Origin of the sequence: Streptomyces sp. YIM 130001 (assembly GCF_003574445.1) — a bacterium.
Lineage (GTDB): Bacteria > Actinomycetota > Actinomycetes > Streptomycetales > Streptomycetaceae > Streptomyces.
Window position 1 is genome coordinate 324,701 of the sequence record NZ_KZ984549.1, and the last position, 16,759, is coordinate 341,459.

The window sequence follows — 16,759 nt, forward strand, 5'->3', positions numbered from 1 at the left end:
GTGGGGCATTCATGGTCGCCGTTCTTTCAACTGCCCAAGAAACCCTGGGTATTTACCTCGAACGGGGTTGTCGCGTACATGGCTCACTGCTTCCCTGGCCAGGCGTGAACAGCAGTGCCCCTCCCCCACACCCCACTCAGGGAGCACCGATGACCCCACAGCCCGGCTTCAACCGACGCGCGCTGATCCGCGGCGGCATGGCCGCCACCGCCGCCGGTGCCATCGGCCTCGGCGCCGCCGAGTCCGCCTCCGCGCGCCCCTTCTCCGCCCGCTCCTCGAAGGCCCGCCCCGCCGCGGCCGAGCCGCGCGTCTACACCACCGCGGAGTGGGGCGCCCAGGCGCCGACCGAGGACATCGTCGTACTCGACCGGGTGCCGACCTACATCGTCGTCCATCACACCGCGGACCCGGGCAACAGCGAGGACTACTCGCTGGAGCATGCCAAGGAGATCGCCCGCAGCATCCAGAGTGCCCACATCGCGCGAGGGTTCGGCGACAGCGGCCAGCAGTTCACCAACAGCCGCGGCGGATACGTGCTCGAGGGCAGGCACCAGAGCCTCGGCGTGGTGCAGGGCGGCACGCAGCACGTGCAGGGCGCCCACGTCGGCGATCACAACAGCGAGACGATCGGCATCGAGAACGAGGGGATCTATGTCGACGTCGACGTCCCCCAGGCCCTCTGGGACTCCCTCGTCGACCTGGTCGCCTGGATCGCCACCCAGTACAACCGCCCGGTCGCCGACATCATGGGCCACCGCGACTTCAACTCCACCGAGTGCCCGGGGACCGTCCTGTACGGCCGCCTCCAGGAACTGCGGGACGCGGTGGCGGGCGCCATGGGCGTGGCGAAGGTGTCCGCACCCGCGGTGTGGCCGCTGCTGCGGCCGAACGCCGTCGGCCCCCAGGTCCGCGCGGCCCAACACCTGCTGCGCGCCAAGGGGTTCAGCGACGTCGGCACCTCGGGCGTCCTGGACGCGGCCACCCAGCGCGCCGTCGTGAAGCTCACCGAGACGCACCGGATCGAGCAGCACACGTGCTCGGCGACCTACCACTCGACCGTCGACGAGACCGGCTACCTCGGCTCCGACATCTGGCCCCTGATCACCCCCGAGGTCCGCCCGGGTGAGAACGAGGACGTCGCGGCGGCCGTGGAGACGATGCGCCGCGCGGGCGCCCGTACGTCCGCGGGCGCGTTCACGCGCAGCGACTGGAAGCGTCTGCTCGCCTGACCGCACTCGACGGACGCCACGCCCTCCGTGGTCCGCGTCCGCCGTCCCGCCTCGCCGGTGGGACGGCGGACGCGGCGGGCCCGGCAGTGCGTAGAAGGCAGTTGAGCACTTGGCCCTCTCAGCCACCGACCGAGCGGGCACGCCGGTATTGCTGGCTTCCGTTTCGGGTGATCAGCCCCAGGTCCGCCAGGAGTCGCCTGACGGCCGCGTAGTCATCGTGAACCTGCCCGAGCAGATGGTTCACCTCGGCTTCGGTGAGTTCCCGGTCCTCCGGCAGCAGACACACCAGAATGTCGGCGACCCGCTTCTTCGCGTCGAAGTTCTCGGGAATCCTGACCAGGCGTCCGTGGCGAAAGAACCGAACAAGTTCGGGATCCTTCTCCAGGATGACGGTCACCGGAAACTCGCTGTCCATGGCCCGAGCAGTGTCCCGCAAGGGGGACAGATTCGCCGTGACCCGACCGTCGTCGAGCGAGATCAGTCCCTGCACCGAGAGCCGCATCAGTTCTTTCATGAGTGACATGCGATCCAGCCCGGTCATCTCAGAGATCGCCGTCAACGACCGCCCGTTCTCCTCGTCGGACGATTCGAGAACGGTGGCCAGCAACTTCAGGCGCCCTGGCGCCCCGACCAGGTCCAACAGCGTCGCAGCACGACTCGGAGTGACGACGTCGTTCATGCACTCGGCTCCCTCGGCCCGCGGCGTACCCGATCGGCAGAGCTGGAGCCTACGTCGGGGCCCTGGCGTGCAGCACGCCGTTTTCGCCGGCGCGTGCGACGGTCAGCGTCGCAGCGAGAGTTCGCCCTGCGGCTTGTAGCTGGAGCCGCTGAGCAGCGGCACGTTCCCGTATCCGCTGTCGGGCGCCTGTACGTACTCCAGGAACTCCCGGTCCTGGTTCTCGTTGTAGACCAACGCGCCGGATCTCAGCTTCGGTTCGATGAGTTTCAGGACGTCCAGGGAGACGATCGGCTCCCAGCCGTCGATGAGCGCGAAGTCGATGCCGTCCGGAACAGCGGCGAGCGTCTTCCGGGCATCCCCTTCGAGCACGGTGACGTAGTCGCCGAGGCCGGCCCGTGCGAGGTTCTCCCGCGCCTGCTGCACCTTCTCGGGCACCAGTTCGGCGGTGTACACCCTCCCCTTGCCGCAGTCGCGCACAGCGGCGGCGAGGAAGATCGTCGAGAAGCCGAGGGACGTCGCGAACTCGACGACATGACTCGCCCGCCCGTGACGGACCAGCAGGTACAGCTGATCGCCCTGTTCCGGACTGAGCGAGAACCCGGTCCCTGCATGCCGGAACGGGTCCGGATCGTGGGGGTACGCCTCCCAGTTGACGCGCCGCTCGCGCTCGTAGAGTTCGTCGAGCACTCCGAGCACGCGTGGATCCGTGATCAGCCGGCTGTGGAACGGCGGCCGTTCCACCATCACGGACCGTGATTCCTGACCCGTCCGGCCGTCCGGCCGAGCTTCCTCCGACACCACGTGGCCTCTCCTTCAGTCGTACGGCGCCCCATCCCGACACGGCGCAGTCAGCCTAACCGGAGCCGGCCGCCTGTCCCTCGGGGCCGACGGGGAACCGGCGCGCGGGGGCACGGGCGGCACCGGGAATAGCCCACGGGTCTGCCCGGTTCTCCGAGCCACGGACGTCACGGCCCGGTCGGGGAGGATGCGTGGCAGTACACGGCACGGTCGCCGAGGGCTTCGACGGCGTAGGCGAGGAGTTCGCCGCGTTCGTGGCGGGCGCGGAGCATCCGCCGGGCGCGCAGTTGGTGGTTCGCCGGGGAGACGAGCGGGTGGTCGACCTCTGTTCGGACGGCGTGGAAGCCGATTCGCTGCTCGGCGTCTTCTCGTCCACGAAAGGCGCCGCGTACCTGGTCACCGCGCTCCTGGTGCAGGACGGCGCCCTGGACCTGGACCGCACCGTGGCCTCGTACTGGCCGGACTTCGCCGCCGAGGGCAAGAGCGCCGTCACGCTCCGCGAACTGCTCGCGCACCGCGCCGGGTTGATCGGCCCGGATACCGGGTTCAGCCAGGAGGAACTGGCCGACGACCGTGCGATCGCGTCCCGGCTGGCCGGGCAGCGGCCGTTCTGGCAGCCGGGGCAGTACTTCGGCTACCACGCGTTCGTGATCGGGGCACTGGTCGGCGAGGTGATCGTCCGGGCCACCGGGCGGACCCTGCAGGAGTGGTTCGACGAGCGGATCCGCGTCCCGCACGGCCTCGACCTGTGGCTGGGGCTCCCCGAGACGGAGGAGCCGCGCTTCCTCAGCACACTGCCGATGCTGCCGACGCCGGACGAGGCAGCCCTCCTCGAAGCCGTCTGGACGAGCCCGCACAGCCTCGGCGGCATCGCGTTCAACAACCACTCACCCGACAGCCGCGAGCTGTACGAGTTCCCGAACTCCCGCACCGTACGCGCGGGCGGGCAGGCGTCGGCGGGCGGCGTCGGAACGGCGCGCGGCCTGGCCGACATGTACGCGGCCGCCGCCTTCGGCCTGGACGGACACGATCCGCTCCTGCGGCCGGACACCGCCGCCGACTTCGCCCGGATCCACTCCGCGGGGACCGACCTGGTGTCCGGAATGCCCCAGGCGTTCGGCCTCGGCTTCCAGAGCTTCGGCCCTCGGTTCCCCGCACTCGGCGCGGGCGCGTTCGGCCACAGCGGCGCCGCCGGCTCCCTCGCCCTGGCCGACCCCCGGCAAGGCTTCGCGTACGCCTACACCCGCCGCCGTTTCGCCTTCCCGGGCGGTGCGGCACCCGAGAACGAACGCCTTCTGCGGTCGGTGGTAAGGGCGTTGGGGTGACGAGAGCCGACAGCACCTGAGGCGAGGGCCTTCGCTCATCGACCCGCTCGAGCCGGGAAGCCGTGCTGCCGGCGGCCGGCTCGGCTGGGCCGCCGGCCTCAGGCGTCGCCCATGACCAGGCCCTCGATGGTGTGCTTCTGCGTCAGCGGGGGCAGCTCGTCCACGACCGGGCAGTCGAGGTGGCGGCGCACCCGCTCGGGCAGCGCTTCCCAGTAGGCGCGTGTGACGGCGGTGTCGTGGTGGTCGCCGTTGTCCGCCTCCGGGCCGTCGAGGCCGAGGACCAGGACGGGCCGGGACTTCGCCGACTCGTTCTTGGTTCCCCGGTGGATGGTCAGTGCCGTACGCGCCGAAATGTCGCCCCGCTGCGGGTACTTGCGCACGGCGCGCTCCGCGTAGCGCCCGTAGCGCTCCCGGGGCGGGAACATGCCGTGGTCGAAATCCGGCTCGTCGTCCCACTGCGTGCCCGGCGCTATCTCGAACGGGCCCATGTCCGGCTCCGTGTCGACGGCGGTGACGTTGAACGCCAGCGAGGTCAACCGGCCCGCACCGCGCGTCTCCTCGGGGCTGGGGAAGTCGCGGTGCCAGGGCTGGTTGACGGCACCCTCGAGAGGGACGTCGAAACCCAGCTCCACGATGCGGTAGTCCGGGCCGAGCACGGCGGTGGCCACCGAACGCACCCACGGATGGTCGGCCAGCTCGACGAAGCCGCGCAGTTGTTCGGGGTGGATCTCTACGTAGAAGCGGTTCGGGCCCCGGCCCACGGCACCGCCCGGCCGGGAACGCGCCTCGGTGAACGCCTGGTCGATGTCCTCACGGAGACGATCCGTCCACTCCGTGGTGAACGCCCCCTTCCGTGCGGTGATGCCGTCGGTGTAGAGGTTCTCGACATCATGGCCCACCGGGACATCGAGGCTCTCGAGGGCGACACCGGGATAGGCGTGCGGGGTCTGCGTTGCCATTCCTGCCTCCTTGCAAGCGTGGTCGTACCCCTAGATTGCAACGTTGCATGCAACGCGGCAAGAGATATCAACTCTTCTTTGCGTGCGGCGACATGGCGTGGTGAAAGGATGGCGACGTGAGCAGTCGTCTGAAGGATGTGGCCGCGCGGGCCGGAGTGTCCGTGCGCACGGTGTCGAACGTGGTGAGCGGTACGGCCTCGGTGGCCGCGGGCACCCGGCGACGGGTCGAGGAGGCGATCGAGGAACTCGGCTACCGGCCCAACCTCGCCGCCCGCAGTCTGCGCGCCGGCCGCACCGGCATCATCGGTCTCGCCATCCCCGAACTGCACTCGCCCTACTTCGCCGAACTGGCCGGGCGGCTGGTCCGCGAGGCGCAGCGCCGCTCCTGGACGGTGATCATCGACCAGACCGGCGGCGAGGCGGAGGCGGAAAGGCGCCTGCTGGCACAAGGCGGCGAGCGGGCCATGGACGGGCTGATCATCAGCCCGTGGGCGCTCGACTCCGCCGAACTGGCCGCTGCGGCCCCCGGGACTCCGCTGGTTCTGCTGGGCGAGCGCTCCCCGCACGGCGTCGCCGACCGCGTCGCCGTGGACAACGTGATGGCGGCGCGGGAGGCCACCGAGTTCCTCCTGGCACAGGGACGGCGTCGTATCGCAGCCATCGGCCTGCAGCCTCACCTGCGCAACGGCACTGCGGTGTTGCGCGCGGAAGGCTATCGGGGGGCACTGCGACAGGCCGGCCTGGAACCCGTCGTGGAGGCCGAGCGCGCGGTCGAGGCGCTGCACCGGGCGGACGGCGCGCGCGCCATGGCGGAGCTCCTGGACAGCGGGTCAGTACCGGACGCGGTCTTCGCCTTCAGTGACGAACTCGCCCTGGGCGCCCTGCACACGGCCCACACGCGGGGTCTACGCGTCCCTGACGACATGGCGGTCGTCGGCTTCGACGACATCGAGGACGGTCACTACAGCAACCCTGCCCTGACCACCGTATCCCCGGACAAGCAGCAGATCGCCGAGCGTTCGCTGCAGTGCCTCGCCGACCGGATATACAGCCCCGGAACTGCTGTACCGCCGCAGGACCTTGTCGTTCCGCATCGTCTGGTGCGTCGGGCCTCGGCCTGACGCACCAGACGGGTCGCCGACCCGTGCCCGTGCACCCCATCTGACGCCGACAGGCCGCTCCCACTCCCCCTGCACGCTGCCGTCCGCGCTCGCCACCGACCACCACGGCGAGAACCTCCGCGCCTGCACCAGCCCACCGGGACCTGCCGCCTGCCGCCCTCAGTATCGTGACTCGGCATGACGGACACCGACATCGAGATCACCGCAGATCTGATCCGCGACCTGCTGCGGGATCAACATCCAGACCTCGCAGACCTGGCCATCCGCGAGGTGCCGGGAGGCTGGGGCAACCAAATGTGGCGCCTCGGGGACGAGTTGGCCGTACGCGTGCAGCGCATGGACCCCACCCCCGAGCTCCAGCTCAAGGAGCGGCGGTGGCTGCCCGAGCTGGCTCCGAGCCTGCCGCTCCCGGTGCCGACCCCGGTGCGGTACGGCGAACCGTCCGAGCGCTTCCCCAAGCACTGGACCGTGATGACCTGGGTCCCCGGCACACCGCTGGACCACGGTTCGATCAGCCACGGCGACCACGCGGCCGACACCTTGGCGCGCTTCCTCCGGGCGCTCCATGTGAAGGCGCCCGACGACGCCCCGGTCAGTACGGACCGCGGCTCCCACCCCAGACACTGCACGGACGCCTTCGAGGGCTTCGCCCAGGCCGTCGCCCTCGACGGCATCGCCGCCGACGTGCGGGCCGTCTGGGGCGAAGCCGTTGCGGCCGACGCGTGGGAGGGCCCGCCGGTGTGGGTGCACGGCGACCTCCATCCCGCGAACGTCGTCGTCTCGGACGGAACGCTCGCAGGCATCGTCGACTTCGGCGACCTCTTCGCCGGCGATCCGGCGTGGGACCTCGCCGCCGCGTGGGTACTGCTTCCCGCAGGCACGGCCTCGCGCTTCTTCGACACGTACGCGCAGGCAGACGAGGCGGCGATCCGGCGCGCCCGCGGATTGGCCGCCATGAAGAGCCTCTTCCTGACGCTCATGGGGCAAAACGGAGACCGAGGCCTCCCCGGCGGCAAGCCGCATTGGGGACCAGCGGGCCGGTCAGCACTTGATCGCGTACTCAAAGGCATCTGACACCCGGCATTCGACAACCGCCTCAGAAACCGGAGGAGTTGGGTGGTTTAGGGGGGCGACGCTGCGGCAACCGGCAACCCGATCGCCGCGACGCCGAGGTGGCGCGCAGTCGGACCCTCTGCCGCAAGGGCCCGACCCCGACCTTTCGCGCCGGTCGACGCTGCCCAGGACCGGCGTCCGACATCCGGCGGCCACCGCTCCCGGGCCCACAGCCCCTCACATCAAGTGCGGCCCGCGAGCGTCGCGTCGAGGGACGCTTCGAGGATGTCGAGGCCCTCGTGCAGTTCGTCCTCGGTGGCGGTGAGCGGCGGGGCGATGCGGAAGATGCCGCCCATTCCGGGGAGTTGGACGATGTTCAGGTGCAAGCCACGCTCCAGGCAGGCGGCCGTGACGTCCTGCCCGAGCTGGTCGGCGGGTGTCTTGCTCGCCTTGTCCTGCACCAGCTCGATACCTTGCAGCAGCCCGCGCCCCCGAACATCGCCCACTACGTCGTGTGCCTCCCGTAGCGCGTGCAGGCGTTCGGTGAGCTGCTTGCCCAGGGTCGCGGCGCGGGCGACCAGATCGTCTCTGTCGATCACATCGAGGACGGTCAGTGCGACCGTCGCCGCCAGTGGGTCGGAGACATGGGTGGTGAAGAACAGGAAGCCGCGTTCGTGGCAGGCCTGTTCGATCCGGTCGCTCGTCACCACCGCGGCGACCGGCAGGCCGGCCCCGAGCGTCTTGGAGAGAGTGAGAATGTCCGGCGCGACCCCGTCACGCTCGAAGGCGTACATGTGACCGGTACGCCCGAGGCCGGTCTGGGCCTCGTCGAGGATGAGCAGCATGCCGCGTTCGGCGCACATCGCCTTGAGGCGCCCGAGGTAGCCGACCGGCAGCTCGATGATCCCGCCGGAGGACAGGATCGGCTCGATCAGGCAGGCGGCCAGTGTTCCGGTCGACTGCTGGTCCACGAGCGCGAATCCGTAGTCCAGCTCGGCCTCCCAGTCGTACGAGCCGTCGGGGCGACGGAACGGCGAGCGGTAGCTGTTGGGTGTGGGCAGGGTGAAGTTGCCCGGCTGGGCGGGTCCGTAGCCGCGCCGGCCGGCGGAGAACGTGGCTGCCGCGGCCCCGGACGTCATGCCGTGCCAGGACCGGTCGAAGGAGACGATCTCGTGCTTTCCGGTGGACAGTTTCGCCATCTTCAGCGCGGCCTCGTTGGCCTCCGCCCCGGTCGTCAGGAGCAGGGACTTGCTCAGGTCCTCCGGCAATGTCGCGGCCAGGCGTTTGGCGACGTCGACGACGGGGCGGCTGAGCATCCCGCTGAACAGGTGGTCCAGTTCGGCCACCGACCGCGAAACCGCGCGGACGATGTCCGGATGAGCGTGCCCGAGTACCGCACTCATCTGACCAGAGGTGAAGTCCAGGATGGCTGCGCCGCTGCTGTCGTAGAGGTAGCTGCCGGTGGCCTTCTCGATGATCCGAGGCGTGAAGGCGGCACCGTAGCGCACCACATGGCGGTCGGCGTCCTGCCAGAACGCGTCCGTCCCGGTGCGGGCGGTCGTGCGAGTGCTCTCTGCGGTCATGGAACTCTCCTTGGCGAGTCTCCGGGAAGCCCTGTCCGATCGGTCAGTCGGGCTGTTCGTCCATGTGCGCGAGGACGCGGTCCGAGATCCGGGCGAGGGCATCGAGCTCTTCCGGGGTGAGGGCGTCGATGAACAGTCGGCGGACGTGCTCGACGTGCGTGGGCGCGGCATCCTCGATCGCCTGGTAGCCGGCCGGGGTGGCGACGATGAAGGATCCGCGCCCGTCGTCGGGACATTCCTCCTTGGCCACCAGGCCGCGCTTGACCATCCGGCCGACCTGGTGCGACATACGGCTCTTCTCCCACTCCACCAGCTTCACCAGATCCATGAAGCGGATCCGCCCGCCGGTGGTTTCGGTGAGTTTCGCCAATACGACGTAGTCGGAGGCGGACATCCCGGAGTCGGCTTGGACACGGCGGGAAAGTCGGCCGATGAGCTTCTCCTGCATGTGGATGAAGCTGTCCCAGGCGGTCTTCTCCTCCGATGTCAGCCAGCGAGGCGTTGGGTTCATGAAGGGAGCGTATCGGCGCCGCCCGGACCGCACGCCAGGCAGAAAGTTGATGCATCAACTAGATTGGGTTAGCGTGGAGAACGTCCATGCGGAAGGCATCTGGAGGGCACATGTCGGTGGAAGTGACGGACGCTGCCGAAGCGAAGCGTTACGAAGCCCGGATCGACGGAGCGTCCGAGGTCGCGGGCATCGCGGATTACATCCGCACGCCGGAACTGATCGCCTTCGTGCACACCGAGGTCTCTCCGGAACACGAGGGCCGGGGCGTGGGGGCAGCGCTGGTCCGCACCGCTCTCGACGAGGCGCGCGCCGCGAACCTGCGGGTGCTGGCCACCTGCCCGTTCTTCGCGGGGTGGATCGCCCGGCACCCCGAGTACGAAGACCTGCTGTATCAGTCCCGCAGCAACGTCAAGGACTGAACACACCGCGGCGTACCGCGACGCACCTGCCTCCGCCGCCTGCCCCGGCCGGACACCGCCGCGCCGCGCACACAGGAACACCTTCTTCGCCCGCCACGCCCTCTCGCGATCGCCCCGACGACAGGAAAGTCCGATGGCTGAAGGATTGACCGACAAGACCGGCGCCTCCGTGACGGTCGAGCTGGATCTCACCGGCCCGATCAACGCCTACACCGTGAACCTCGCCGACGGATCCCCCGCAGGCAGGGCCGAATTCATCGACCCGCCCCGAGCGGGTGACGAGCGGATCTTTTTCCACACCGAGGTGGACGAGGAGTTCGGTGGCCGTGGTCTGGCCGGGCTGCTGGTGCGTGAGGCGCTCGATGACAGCATGCGCAGGAATCTGACCGTCGTGCCGGTGTGCCCGCTGTTCGCTCGCCATCTGGCGAAGCACGGCGACGCGTTCGTCGCGAACGGAGGCGTGTTCCGTCGGCCGACGTCGTCCGACATCGCCCTGGTCACGCGCACCGTGGAGGGCTGATATCCGCGGTCCCGCACATCCGGTGGCGATTCGGTGACGCTCCGACGGTCAACGGGAGCGTAGACGTACTACGGCGGCGGAAGCACTGGCACCGCAGCCCGAAGCTTGCCCGTCCGGTGAGAGGAACACCCATGCGGTCCGTCATTCCCGACTATCTGGCCGAGGCGCTCGAAGATGCGGAGCCCGATACGTCCGGCGAGCCGGCCGGATACATCCCCGAGCTCGCAGCAGCGGATCCCGAGCGCCTGGGCGCGGCCTTCGCCACGGTCCAGGGCGAGGTCTACGGAGTCGGTGACGTCGATGTCGAGTTCACGATCCAGTCGATCTCCAAGCCGTTCGCGTATGCCCTGGCTCTCTCCGATCGCGGATTCGACGCCGTGCTCGCCAAGGTCGGAGTCGAGCCGTCGGGAGAGGCGTTCAACCAGATCTCCCTGGAGAGCGACACCGGTCGCCCGCTCAACCCGATGATCAACGCGGGCGCGATCACCACTCACTCGCTGGCGGGCTCGCAGGATCTGAAACCGGCGGAGCGTGTGGAGCGCGTGGTGCAGGGCCTTTCGGCCTTCGCCGGACGCCGGCTGAGGACGGACGAGGCGGTGTGCGCGTCGGAGATGGAGCACGCACACCGCAATCTCGCCATTGCGCACATGCTCCGCAGCCACGACGTCCTCACCGAGGACCCGAGGTCCGTCGTCGACGGCTACGTCCGTCAATGCTCCGTCCTCGTCACCGCGCGCGATCTGGCCATGATGGCCGCGACGTTGGCCAACCGTGGGGTGCATCCGCTCTCGGGTGAGCGGGTGATCTCCGAGCGGGTGGTGCGTCAGGTGCTGAGCGTCATGTTCACCTGCGGGATGTACGACGCGGCGGGTGACTGGGCGACCCAGGTCGGCATCCCCGCGAAGAGCGGTGTGGCCGGCGGCCTGATCGGTGCGCTGCCCGGCCAGATCGGTATCGCCACGTTCTCGCCGCGCCTGGATCCTCACGGAAACAGCGTGCGCGGGGTGTCCCTGTTCGAACGGTTCTCCTCCGACATGGGGCTGCATGTGATGGGGGTACCGGCCGCCGCGCGCGCGTCCGTGCGCTCCAACCACGTGGTCGGCAGCGGCCCGGACGCACTACGGGTCCTCCAACTGCAAGGCGGGATCGGCTTCGCCGGTGCCGAGCGGGTGGTGCGCGAGGCCGTGGAATCCGCGCCCCGGGAGGTCAAGGTCGCTGTGGACCTCACGATGGTCCACTCGATCGACGACGTGGCCCGGCGCATGATCCTGGAGGTCACACGCCGACTCACACTCGACGGCCACGAGGTGTACGTCGTCGATCCGGAGTCGATCCTGCCCGATCCCGATCCCGGCGACGGAGGCCGGATCACCGTCGTCCGCACCGTGGAACAAGCCGGACGCTCGCCGCATGCCGGTGACTCAGGGTGACAACCGGCAGCGCACGAACGGGACTTGACGGATAGGCAGCGACGGCGACGGCGCCGCATCGATGGCGAATCCATGGCAGTCGAGAGCGGAGGGCGAGCAGGCGCTGTCTCCGCGGAAGAGGAAAACGATGCGTCCGTACTTGGACAAGGTCATGCCCGAGGCGTGGAAGGCCGCGAGAGCGTTCTCGGCGGCGATCCGCGAGGCGGCGTTGCAGCGCGGACTCTCGCTGCAGGAAGTCGAGTTCATCAAACTCCGTACGTCGCAGATCAACGCCTGCGCCTTCTGTATGGACCTGCATGCGCGCGAGGCGAGGAAGGCCGGGGCAGCGCAGCAGAAGCTGGACCTGCTGCCGGCATGGCGGGAGACCCAGGTGTTCGACGAGCGGCAGCGGGCTGTGCTCGCGGTCGCCGAAGCCGTCACCTCACTTCCCACCACCGAGGAGTCGGAGGCCGATCTCGCCGGGGCGCAGTCGGTGCTCGGCGAGGAGGCCTTCGTCGCGGCCGAGTGGGTGGCGGTCACCATCAACGCCTTCAACCGCATATCGATTCTCAGTCACCACCCGGTGCGTCTCCGTGACGCGGAGGGGAAGATCGCGCGATGAGCAACCTCGAGACGCATCCTCGTCCGGAAGTCCTGGAGCAGGGGGAGCCCTGCACCGCGGTGGAGGTCCTCACGCCGCGTCCGGTTCCGCTCGGCGGTGTGCGGGCGACGACCGTGCACCGGACACTGCCGCAGCGGCGGAGGTCGTTGGTGGGGTCGTGGTGTTTCCTCGATCACTTCGGTCCCGACGCGGTGTCGGAGACCGGCGGCATGCGGATGCCGCGGCATCCGCACACCGGGCTCGCGACGGTGTCCTGGCTGTTCGCCGGCCATGTCGACCATCTCGACTCCGGCGGCAACTCGGCGCCGGTCGTGCCGGGCGAGCTCAACCTGATGATCGCGGGCCGTGGCATCACGCATCAGGAGATCAGCGGCCCCGACGTGAGCACTCTGCACGGCGTACAGCTCTGGTACGCGCTGCCGGACGAGGCGCGTTTCGGTGAGAACGCGTTCGTGCATCACGTTCCGGAGCCGGTGGCGCTTCCCGGTGTCACGGCTCGTGTGTTCATCGGCGAACTCCTCGGCTCGGTCTCCCCGGTCGATACGCGGACACCCGACCTGCTCGGTGCCGAACTCGTACTGGAGCCCGGCTCCGAGGCCCGGCTCACCGTGCGGGCCGACTTCGAGCACGCCGTCCTCGCCGAGAACGCCGCCGTCACGGTGAACTCGGCCGCCGTCGACCATCGGTCACTCGCCTACGTCCCACCCGGATCCGAGACGCTGGTCATCACGGCCGGTGACACCGGAGCCCGCGTCATCCTGCTGGGCGGTGTGCCGTTGGGAGAGCAGATCGTGATGTGGTGGAACTTCATCGGGCGCAGTCACGACGAGATCGTCGAGTTCCGCCGCCGGTATCAGGCCGAGCTCGGTTTCGAGCCCGCCGATCCTGTCGACACCGGCAAGCCCGCCCTGTTCGGCGAGTTCCCGCCCGGGCAACTGCCGCCGCTGCCCGCGCCGGTGCTGCCGAACTCGAGGATGCGGCCACGTGCCTAGTGCGGCGGCGCTCGGAGCGGCATGACGGCAGTCTGTCGTGGCGCAGGTCGATGGCCGGCGGCAGGCTTGTACCGATCCGGGTGATCGGTACAAACTTGCCTCTGGTCGTTCTTCCGTATGTCAGGACGGGTTGTCGGCGTGGGTCAGTGTTTCCCAGGCGACGAAGAGGTTGTTGGAGCCGGACGGGCGCTGCTGTTCGGTGAGACGTCCGGTGCTGTCCATGGGGTGTCCGAGACGGTTGTGCAGGGCGTTGTAGGCGACCTCGGTGATGGGTCCGAGCTTGTCCTTGAGGCTGCCGCCGCAGAGGTTTCCGGGAACGGGCTCGCCCAGTTGGTACTTGGCGTGCAGGCCGAAGGCGTGCCGCAGTCGGTCGGCGATCTCCGGGTAGAGGTCCTCACCTTGGATGCGGCTGGTCTCGGCGATGTGCGAGATGGCCGAGAATCCGTAGCCGGCATGTGTGAGGTCGCGGCAGGTCTCCTGGGACAGGCCGTTCATGAACGTGGACTGCCCGTGCCAGTATTCGATGATCTCGTCGGGGGTGTCCAGTCCGCTGCCCGGGGCGGTCTTCGGCAGGGATCCGTCGGATTCGAGGTAGAGGTAGGCGGGCACGCGTCCGTGGAACTTCTCGACCGCCTTGTCGTAGACGCTCCGGTCCTCGAGGAAGACGGCGATGCCGATGGTGGCCTCGACCATCGTCAGCTCCCAATTGCCGTTGCTCTGCGAACCGTTGACCACCTCCGGGAGGTAGACGTCACGCAGCATGGTGCCGAAGCGGTCGGCGTTCGGCCAGCTGTCGTAGGTGTACTTGATGATCTCGGCGGCGCGCGGCCACGAGGAGGCGGCCCAGCCGGTCTGCAGCGGGGCGTTGGTGTTGGTGTGGTCCTTGATCACGTCGGACCAGGCGTCCATGATCTCGATCGCCTTCTCGGCGTACTGCGGATCCTCGGTGATGTACCAGGCCAGGGCGAGCGTGTACGCGGCGATCGCGTCCTCGCGCTCGTCGGTGCAGCCGATGTTCGGGTCCGAGTACGAGCCGCACTCGACGACCTCGCGAGGCTTCGCGGTGCGCGAGAGTGAGGCGTACCTGCTGTCGAGCATCTCGTCGTAGGCGCCCTTCCAGGGCTGTTCGCCGGCGTTCACCCGCTTGCGTACGAAGTCGAGTTGGGGACGGCTGACCAGTACGCCGGGGTGGGTGAACTCGGCCGGGGCGGCGGCCGCCGACGCGGGGGACGGCGCGGGCTCTTCGGGTGCGGCGGAGGCCGGCGCGAGGAGCATCGCGCCGAGCACGGCGGCCAGTGCCGCGGCGACGGCGAGGAGTAAGGCTCGGGGGCGGCGCAGGGCGCGGGACCGGAGGGCCGGAGTACCGGATCTGGTGCGGGTCGGGGGTGTGGGGTCGTTGCGCATGGGGGGTGCCTTCCAGTGGGGGGACGGCCGAAGTCACAGCAGTCGTACGGCAGTTCAGCCACATGAACGATGGCCGAGAGCGTGAACGGCTGGTGCGTCAGGAAGTTAGAGGCAACGCCAGGCCGCGTCAAGAGGTGAGTTCACGACGTGAAGGAAGCCCGGGCAGCGGCATGAAGGCGCGCCTCCACCCCTCGGCGCGTGCCGGACCGCGGGCGGGCGCCGAGGGTGCGCCGCCTGCACTCAGGACCGGACGGCGCGCGAGAATGTGAGGGTCAGTTCCAGAGCGTGAGCTTGTCGGGGTTCATCACCATCCGCACGTCGGTCACGAGATCGGCCGCGACTTCCAGGGTGACGACGCCGATGATCCGCCCCTCGTCCCAGAGCGCGAATCCGAGTCCGTCGGGAGTCTCCTGTTCCAGCACGGTGGCCCGGGGATTCTTCCTGAGCGCGCCGAAGAGGAACCGGACGATCTTGTCCGCACCCGAGACCGGGTTCAGCGCCGCCGACACCACGCCGCCCCCGTCGGAGCGCAGTACCGCTTCCGGGTCGAGGACGGCGACGAGGCCCGCGACATCGCCCGTTCTCGCCGCGGAGGCGAATGCCCTGACGATCTTGTCGTGCTCGGCGCGTGACGCGCGCCGAGCACGGCTGTGCTGCACCCGGCGGCGCGCGGATGTCGCGAGCTGCCTGCACGCGGCCGGCGTGCGTCCGACCACTTCTGCGATCTCGGCGAAGGGCATGGCGAACACGTCGTGCAGGACGAACGCGACGCGCTCGGCGGGTGTCATGGACTCGAGGACCACCAGCAGGGCGGTGCTCACCGAGTCGTCGAGGGTGACGTGCTCGAGCGGGTCCTCGGGGGCGGACGAGGGGAAGGCATAGGCGGGAACCGGCTCCGGGAGCCAGGGACCCACGTACCGCTCCCGGCGCCGCCGGGCCGACGACAGAACGCTGAGGCAGACACGGCCGGCCGCACGCGTCAGCCAGGCTCGCGGCACTTCGATCGCATCGCGCTCCTCCTGGGACAGCCGGTACCAGCGGATGTAGGTCTCCTGCACGGCGTCTTCCGCCTCGGCCACGGTCCCGAGCATCCGGAATGCGAGCGATACGAGGTGGCGTCGCTCCCCCAGTACCTCGGCCTGCAGTGCGTCGGGTTCGTCAAGTGTCATCGCGTTCTCCTCCACGTATCAGACCGCGTGGCGGGCTGAAGTGTGAGGTGGCGCCTCACATTCCGGTGGCCTGCGACGTCCTGAAAGGTATGCACACAAGATTTCGCCCCAGTTCGCCCCTGTCCACACGGGTGCACATGGAGGCCGGGGCGGTGACCCGATGAGGATCGTCGTTGCCGGCGCGACCGGGATGCTCGGACGTCACGTCGTGGACGCCGTGCACGCCGCGGGACACGAGCCCGTGTCGGTCAGCCGAGGCTCCGGAGCCGACCTGGTGACCGGCGCGGGACTCACGGAGGCGCTGCGCGGAGCATCGGCGGTGATCGATGCCTCCGCGACGAGCAGCACCTCCACCAAGGAGTCCGTCACGTTCTTCACCACCGTCACGCAGAATCTGCTTTCCGCAGAGCGTGCGGCGGGCGTGGCCCACCATGTCGCGATCTCGATCATCGGGGCCGCCGAGGTCGACGCGAACTATTACGCGGGCAAGGCTGCCCAGGAGAAGACGCTGACCGCGGTGCACCGAGGTGGCTGGTCGCTGCTGCGGACGACGCAGTTCCACGAGTTCGCGAAGCAGCTCGTCGGACACGGCAAGGCGGGTCCGCTCCAGGTGGTTCCGAAGATGCGGGCGCAGCCGATCGCGGTGACGGAGGTCGCCACAGAGCTCGTCGCGGTCGCCGCCGGCGAGCCCCGCGGGGTCGTGCCCGAGCTTGCCGGGCCGCGTGAGGAGCGGATGGCCGATCTCGTCCGGCGCTACCTCGCGGCGACCGGTCGGCGCCGGCCGGTCATCGAGGTCTCGCTCCCGGGAGCCTGGGGGCGCGGCATGCGAGACGGCACGCTGCTCCCGCGGGCCGGCACACGTCTCGGTCGACAGACCTTTGACGAATGGCTCGCGGCCCAGGCCGGCTGAACGGCCCGGTCCGTCAGGGCCTCGCGGAGTCGAGTCGTCGAGAGTTCACTGAACAC

Annotated in this window: 17 protein-coding genes; 10 read left to right on the plus strand and 7 right to left on the minus strand. The window is 69.3% G+C overall.

Going from position 1 to position 16,759, the window contains the following annotated elements; genetic code table 11:
* Positions 1–149 precede the first annotated feature (149 nt).
* Positions 150–1,229, plus strand: coding sequence for a peptidoglycan recognition protein family protein (locus DSC45_RS04585; RefSeq protein WP_119287326.1), 1,080 nt, complete (start codon positions 150–152; stop codon positions 1,227–1,229).
* Positions 1,230–1,347: 118 nt separating this feature from the next.
* On the opposite strand, the gene DSC45_RS04590 is transcribed toward DSC45_RS04585, so the two are convergent.
* Together DSC45_RS04590 and DSC45_RS04595 are read right to left on the minus strand one after the other, a co-directional pair.
* Positions 1,348–1,908: a DUF2087 domain-containing protein gene (locus DSC45_RS04590; protein ID WP_119287328.1), complete on the minus strand. Its 561-nt coding sequence runs from the start codon at positions 1,906–1,908 to the stop codon at positions 1,348–1,350.
* A gap of 102 nt (positions 1,909–2,010) precedes the next feature.
* Positions 2,011–2,706 carry an O-methyltransferase gene (locus DSC45_RS04595; protein ID WP_240434458.1) on the minus strand — a complete coding sequence of 232 codons (696 nt, stop codon included), beginning with the start codon at positions 2,704–2,706 and terminating at the stop codon, positions 2,011–2,013.
* Positions 2,707–2,897: 191 nt separating this feature from the next.
* On the opposite strand from DSC45_RS04595, the gene DSC45_RS04600 reads away from it, so the two are divergent.
* Entirely contained in the window at positions 2,898–4,031 is a 1,134-nt protein-coding gene (locus tag DSC45_RS04600; protein WP_119287330.1) for a serine hydrolase domain-containing protein, read from the plus strand.
* Between the two features lie 98 nt (positions 4,032–4,129).
* On the opposite strand, the gene DSC45_RS04605 is transcribed toward DSC45_RS04600, so the two are convergent.
* Complete coding sequence (locus tag DSC45_RS04605) at positions 4,130–4,990, minus strand: phytanoyl-CoA dioxygenase family protein (protein WP_119287331.1); 861 nt, start codon at positions 4,988–4,990, stop codon at positions 4,130–4,132.
* 116 nt (positions 4,991–5,106) lie between these two features.
* On the opposite strand from DSC45_RS04605, the gene DSC45_RS04610 reads away from it, so the two are divergent.
* Together DSC45_RS04610 and DSC45_RS04615 are read left to right on the plus strand one after the other, a co-directional pair.
* A complete protein-coding gene (locus DSC45_RS04610) occupies positions 5,107–6,111 on the plus strand; it encodes a LacI family DNA-binding transcriptional regulator (protein ID WP_119287333.1) in 1,005 nt (334 codons plus the stop codon).
* Between the two features lie 177 nt (positions 6,112–6,288).
* A complete protein-coding gene (locus DSC45_RS04615) occupies positions 6,289–7,185 on the plus strand; it encodes an aminoglycoside phosphotransferase family protein (protein WP_119287335.1) in 897 nt (298 codons plus the stop codon).
* Positions 7,186–7,406: 221 nt separating this feature from the next.
* Here the strand turns inward: DSC45_RS04615 and DSC45_RS04620 are convergent, their stop codons facing one another.
* Both DSC45_RS04620 and DSC45_RS04625 read right to left on the minus strand, forming a co-directional pair.
* The gene (locus DSC45_RS04620) at positions 7,407–8,747 is read right to left on the minus strand and encodes an aspartate aminotransferase family protein (protein ID WP_119287336.1); all 1,341 of its coding nucleotides are present in this window, start codon (positions 8,745–8,747) and stop codon (positions 7,407–7,409) included.
* Positions 8,748–8,790: 43 nt separating this feature from the next.
* Positions 8,791–9,258: a MarR family winged helix-turn-helix transcriptional regulator gene (locus DSC45_RS04625; protein WP_119287338.1), complete on the minus strand. Its 468-nt coding sequence runs from the start codon at positions 9,256–9,258 to the stop codon at positions 8,791–8,793.
* A gap of 110 nt (positions 9,259–9,368) precedes the next feature.
* On the opposite strand from DSC45_RS04625, the gene DSC45_RS04630 reads away from it, so the two are divergent.
* From DSC45_RS04630 to DSC45_RS04650, 5 genes are all read left to right on the plus strand, one after another.
* Positions 9,369–9,677, plus strand: coding sequence for a GNAT family N-acetyltransferase (locus tag DSC45_RS04630; protein WP_119287340.1), 309 nt, complete (start codon positions 9,369–9,371; stop codon positions 9,675–9,677).
* 133 nt (positions 9,678–9,810) lie between these two features.
* The gene (locus DSC45_RS04635) at positions 9,811–10,197 is read left to right on the plus strand and encodes a GNAT family N-acetyltransferase (RefSeq protein WP_119287342.1); all 387 of its coding nucleotides are present in this window, start codon (positions 9,811–9,813) and stop codon (positions 10,195–10,197) included.
* 131 nt (positions 10,198–10,328) lie between these two features.
* A complete protein-coding gene (locus DSC45_RS04640) occupies positions 10,329–11,627 on the plus strand; it encodes a glutaminase (RefSeq protein WP_119287344.1) in 1,299 nt (432 codons plus the stop codon).
* A 127-nt stretch (positions 11,628–11,754) separates the two neighbouring features.
* Entirely contained in the window at positions 11,755–12,228 is a 474-nt protein-coding gene (locus tag DSC45_RS04645) for a carboxymuconolactone decarboxylase family protein (RefSeq protein ID WP_119287345.1), read from the plus strand.
* Positions 12,225–13,220, plus strand: coding sequence for a pirin family protein (locus DSC45_RS04650; RefSeq protein ID WP_119287347.1), 996 nt, complete (start codon positions 12,225–12,227; stop codon positions 13,218–13,220). Before DSC45_RS04645 ends, DSC45_RS04650 begins: the two co-directional genes overlap by 4 nt.
* Before the next feature lie 120 nt (positions 13,221–13,340).
* Here the strand turns inward: DSC45_RS04650 and DSC45_RS04655 are convergent, their stop codons facing one another.
* Positions 13,341–14,495, minus strand: a complete 1,155-nt coding sequence (locus DSC45_RS04655) for an alginate lyase family protein (protein WP_240434481.1) — start codon at positions 14,493–14,495, stop codon at positions 13,341–13,343.
* Between the two features lie 401 nt (positions 14,496–14,896).
* Entirely contained in the window at positions 14,897–15,793 is an 897-nt protein-coding gene (gene sigJ, locus DSC45_RS04660) for an RNA polymerase sigma factor SigJ (protein ID WP_119287350.1), read from the minus strand.
* Positions 15,794–15,953: 160 nt separating this feature from the next.
* Between sigJ and DSC45_RS04665 the strand changes: the two genes are divergently transcribed.
* Positions 15,954–16,703: an SDR family oxidoreductase gene (locus tag DSC45_RS04665; RefSeq protein WP_119287352.1), complete on the plus strand. Its 750-nt coding sequence runs from the start codon at positions 15,954–15,956 to the stop codon at positions 16,701–16,703.
* The last annotated feature ends 56 nt before the right edge of the window (positions 16,704–16,759 follow it).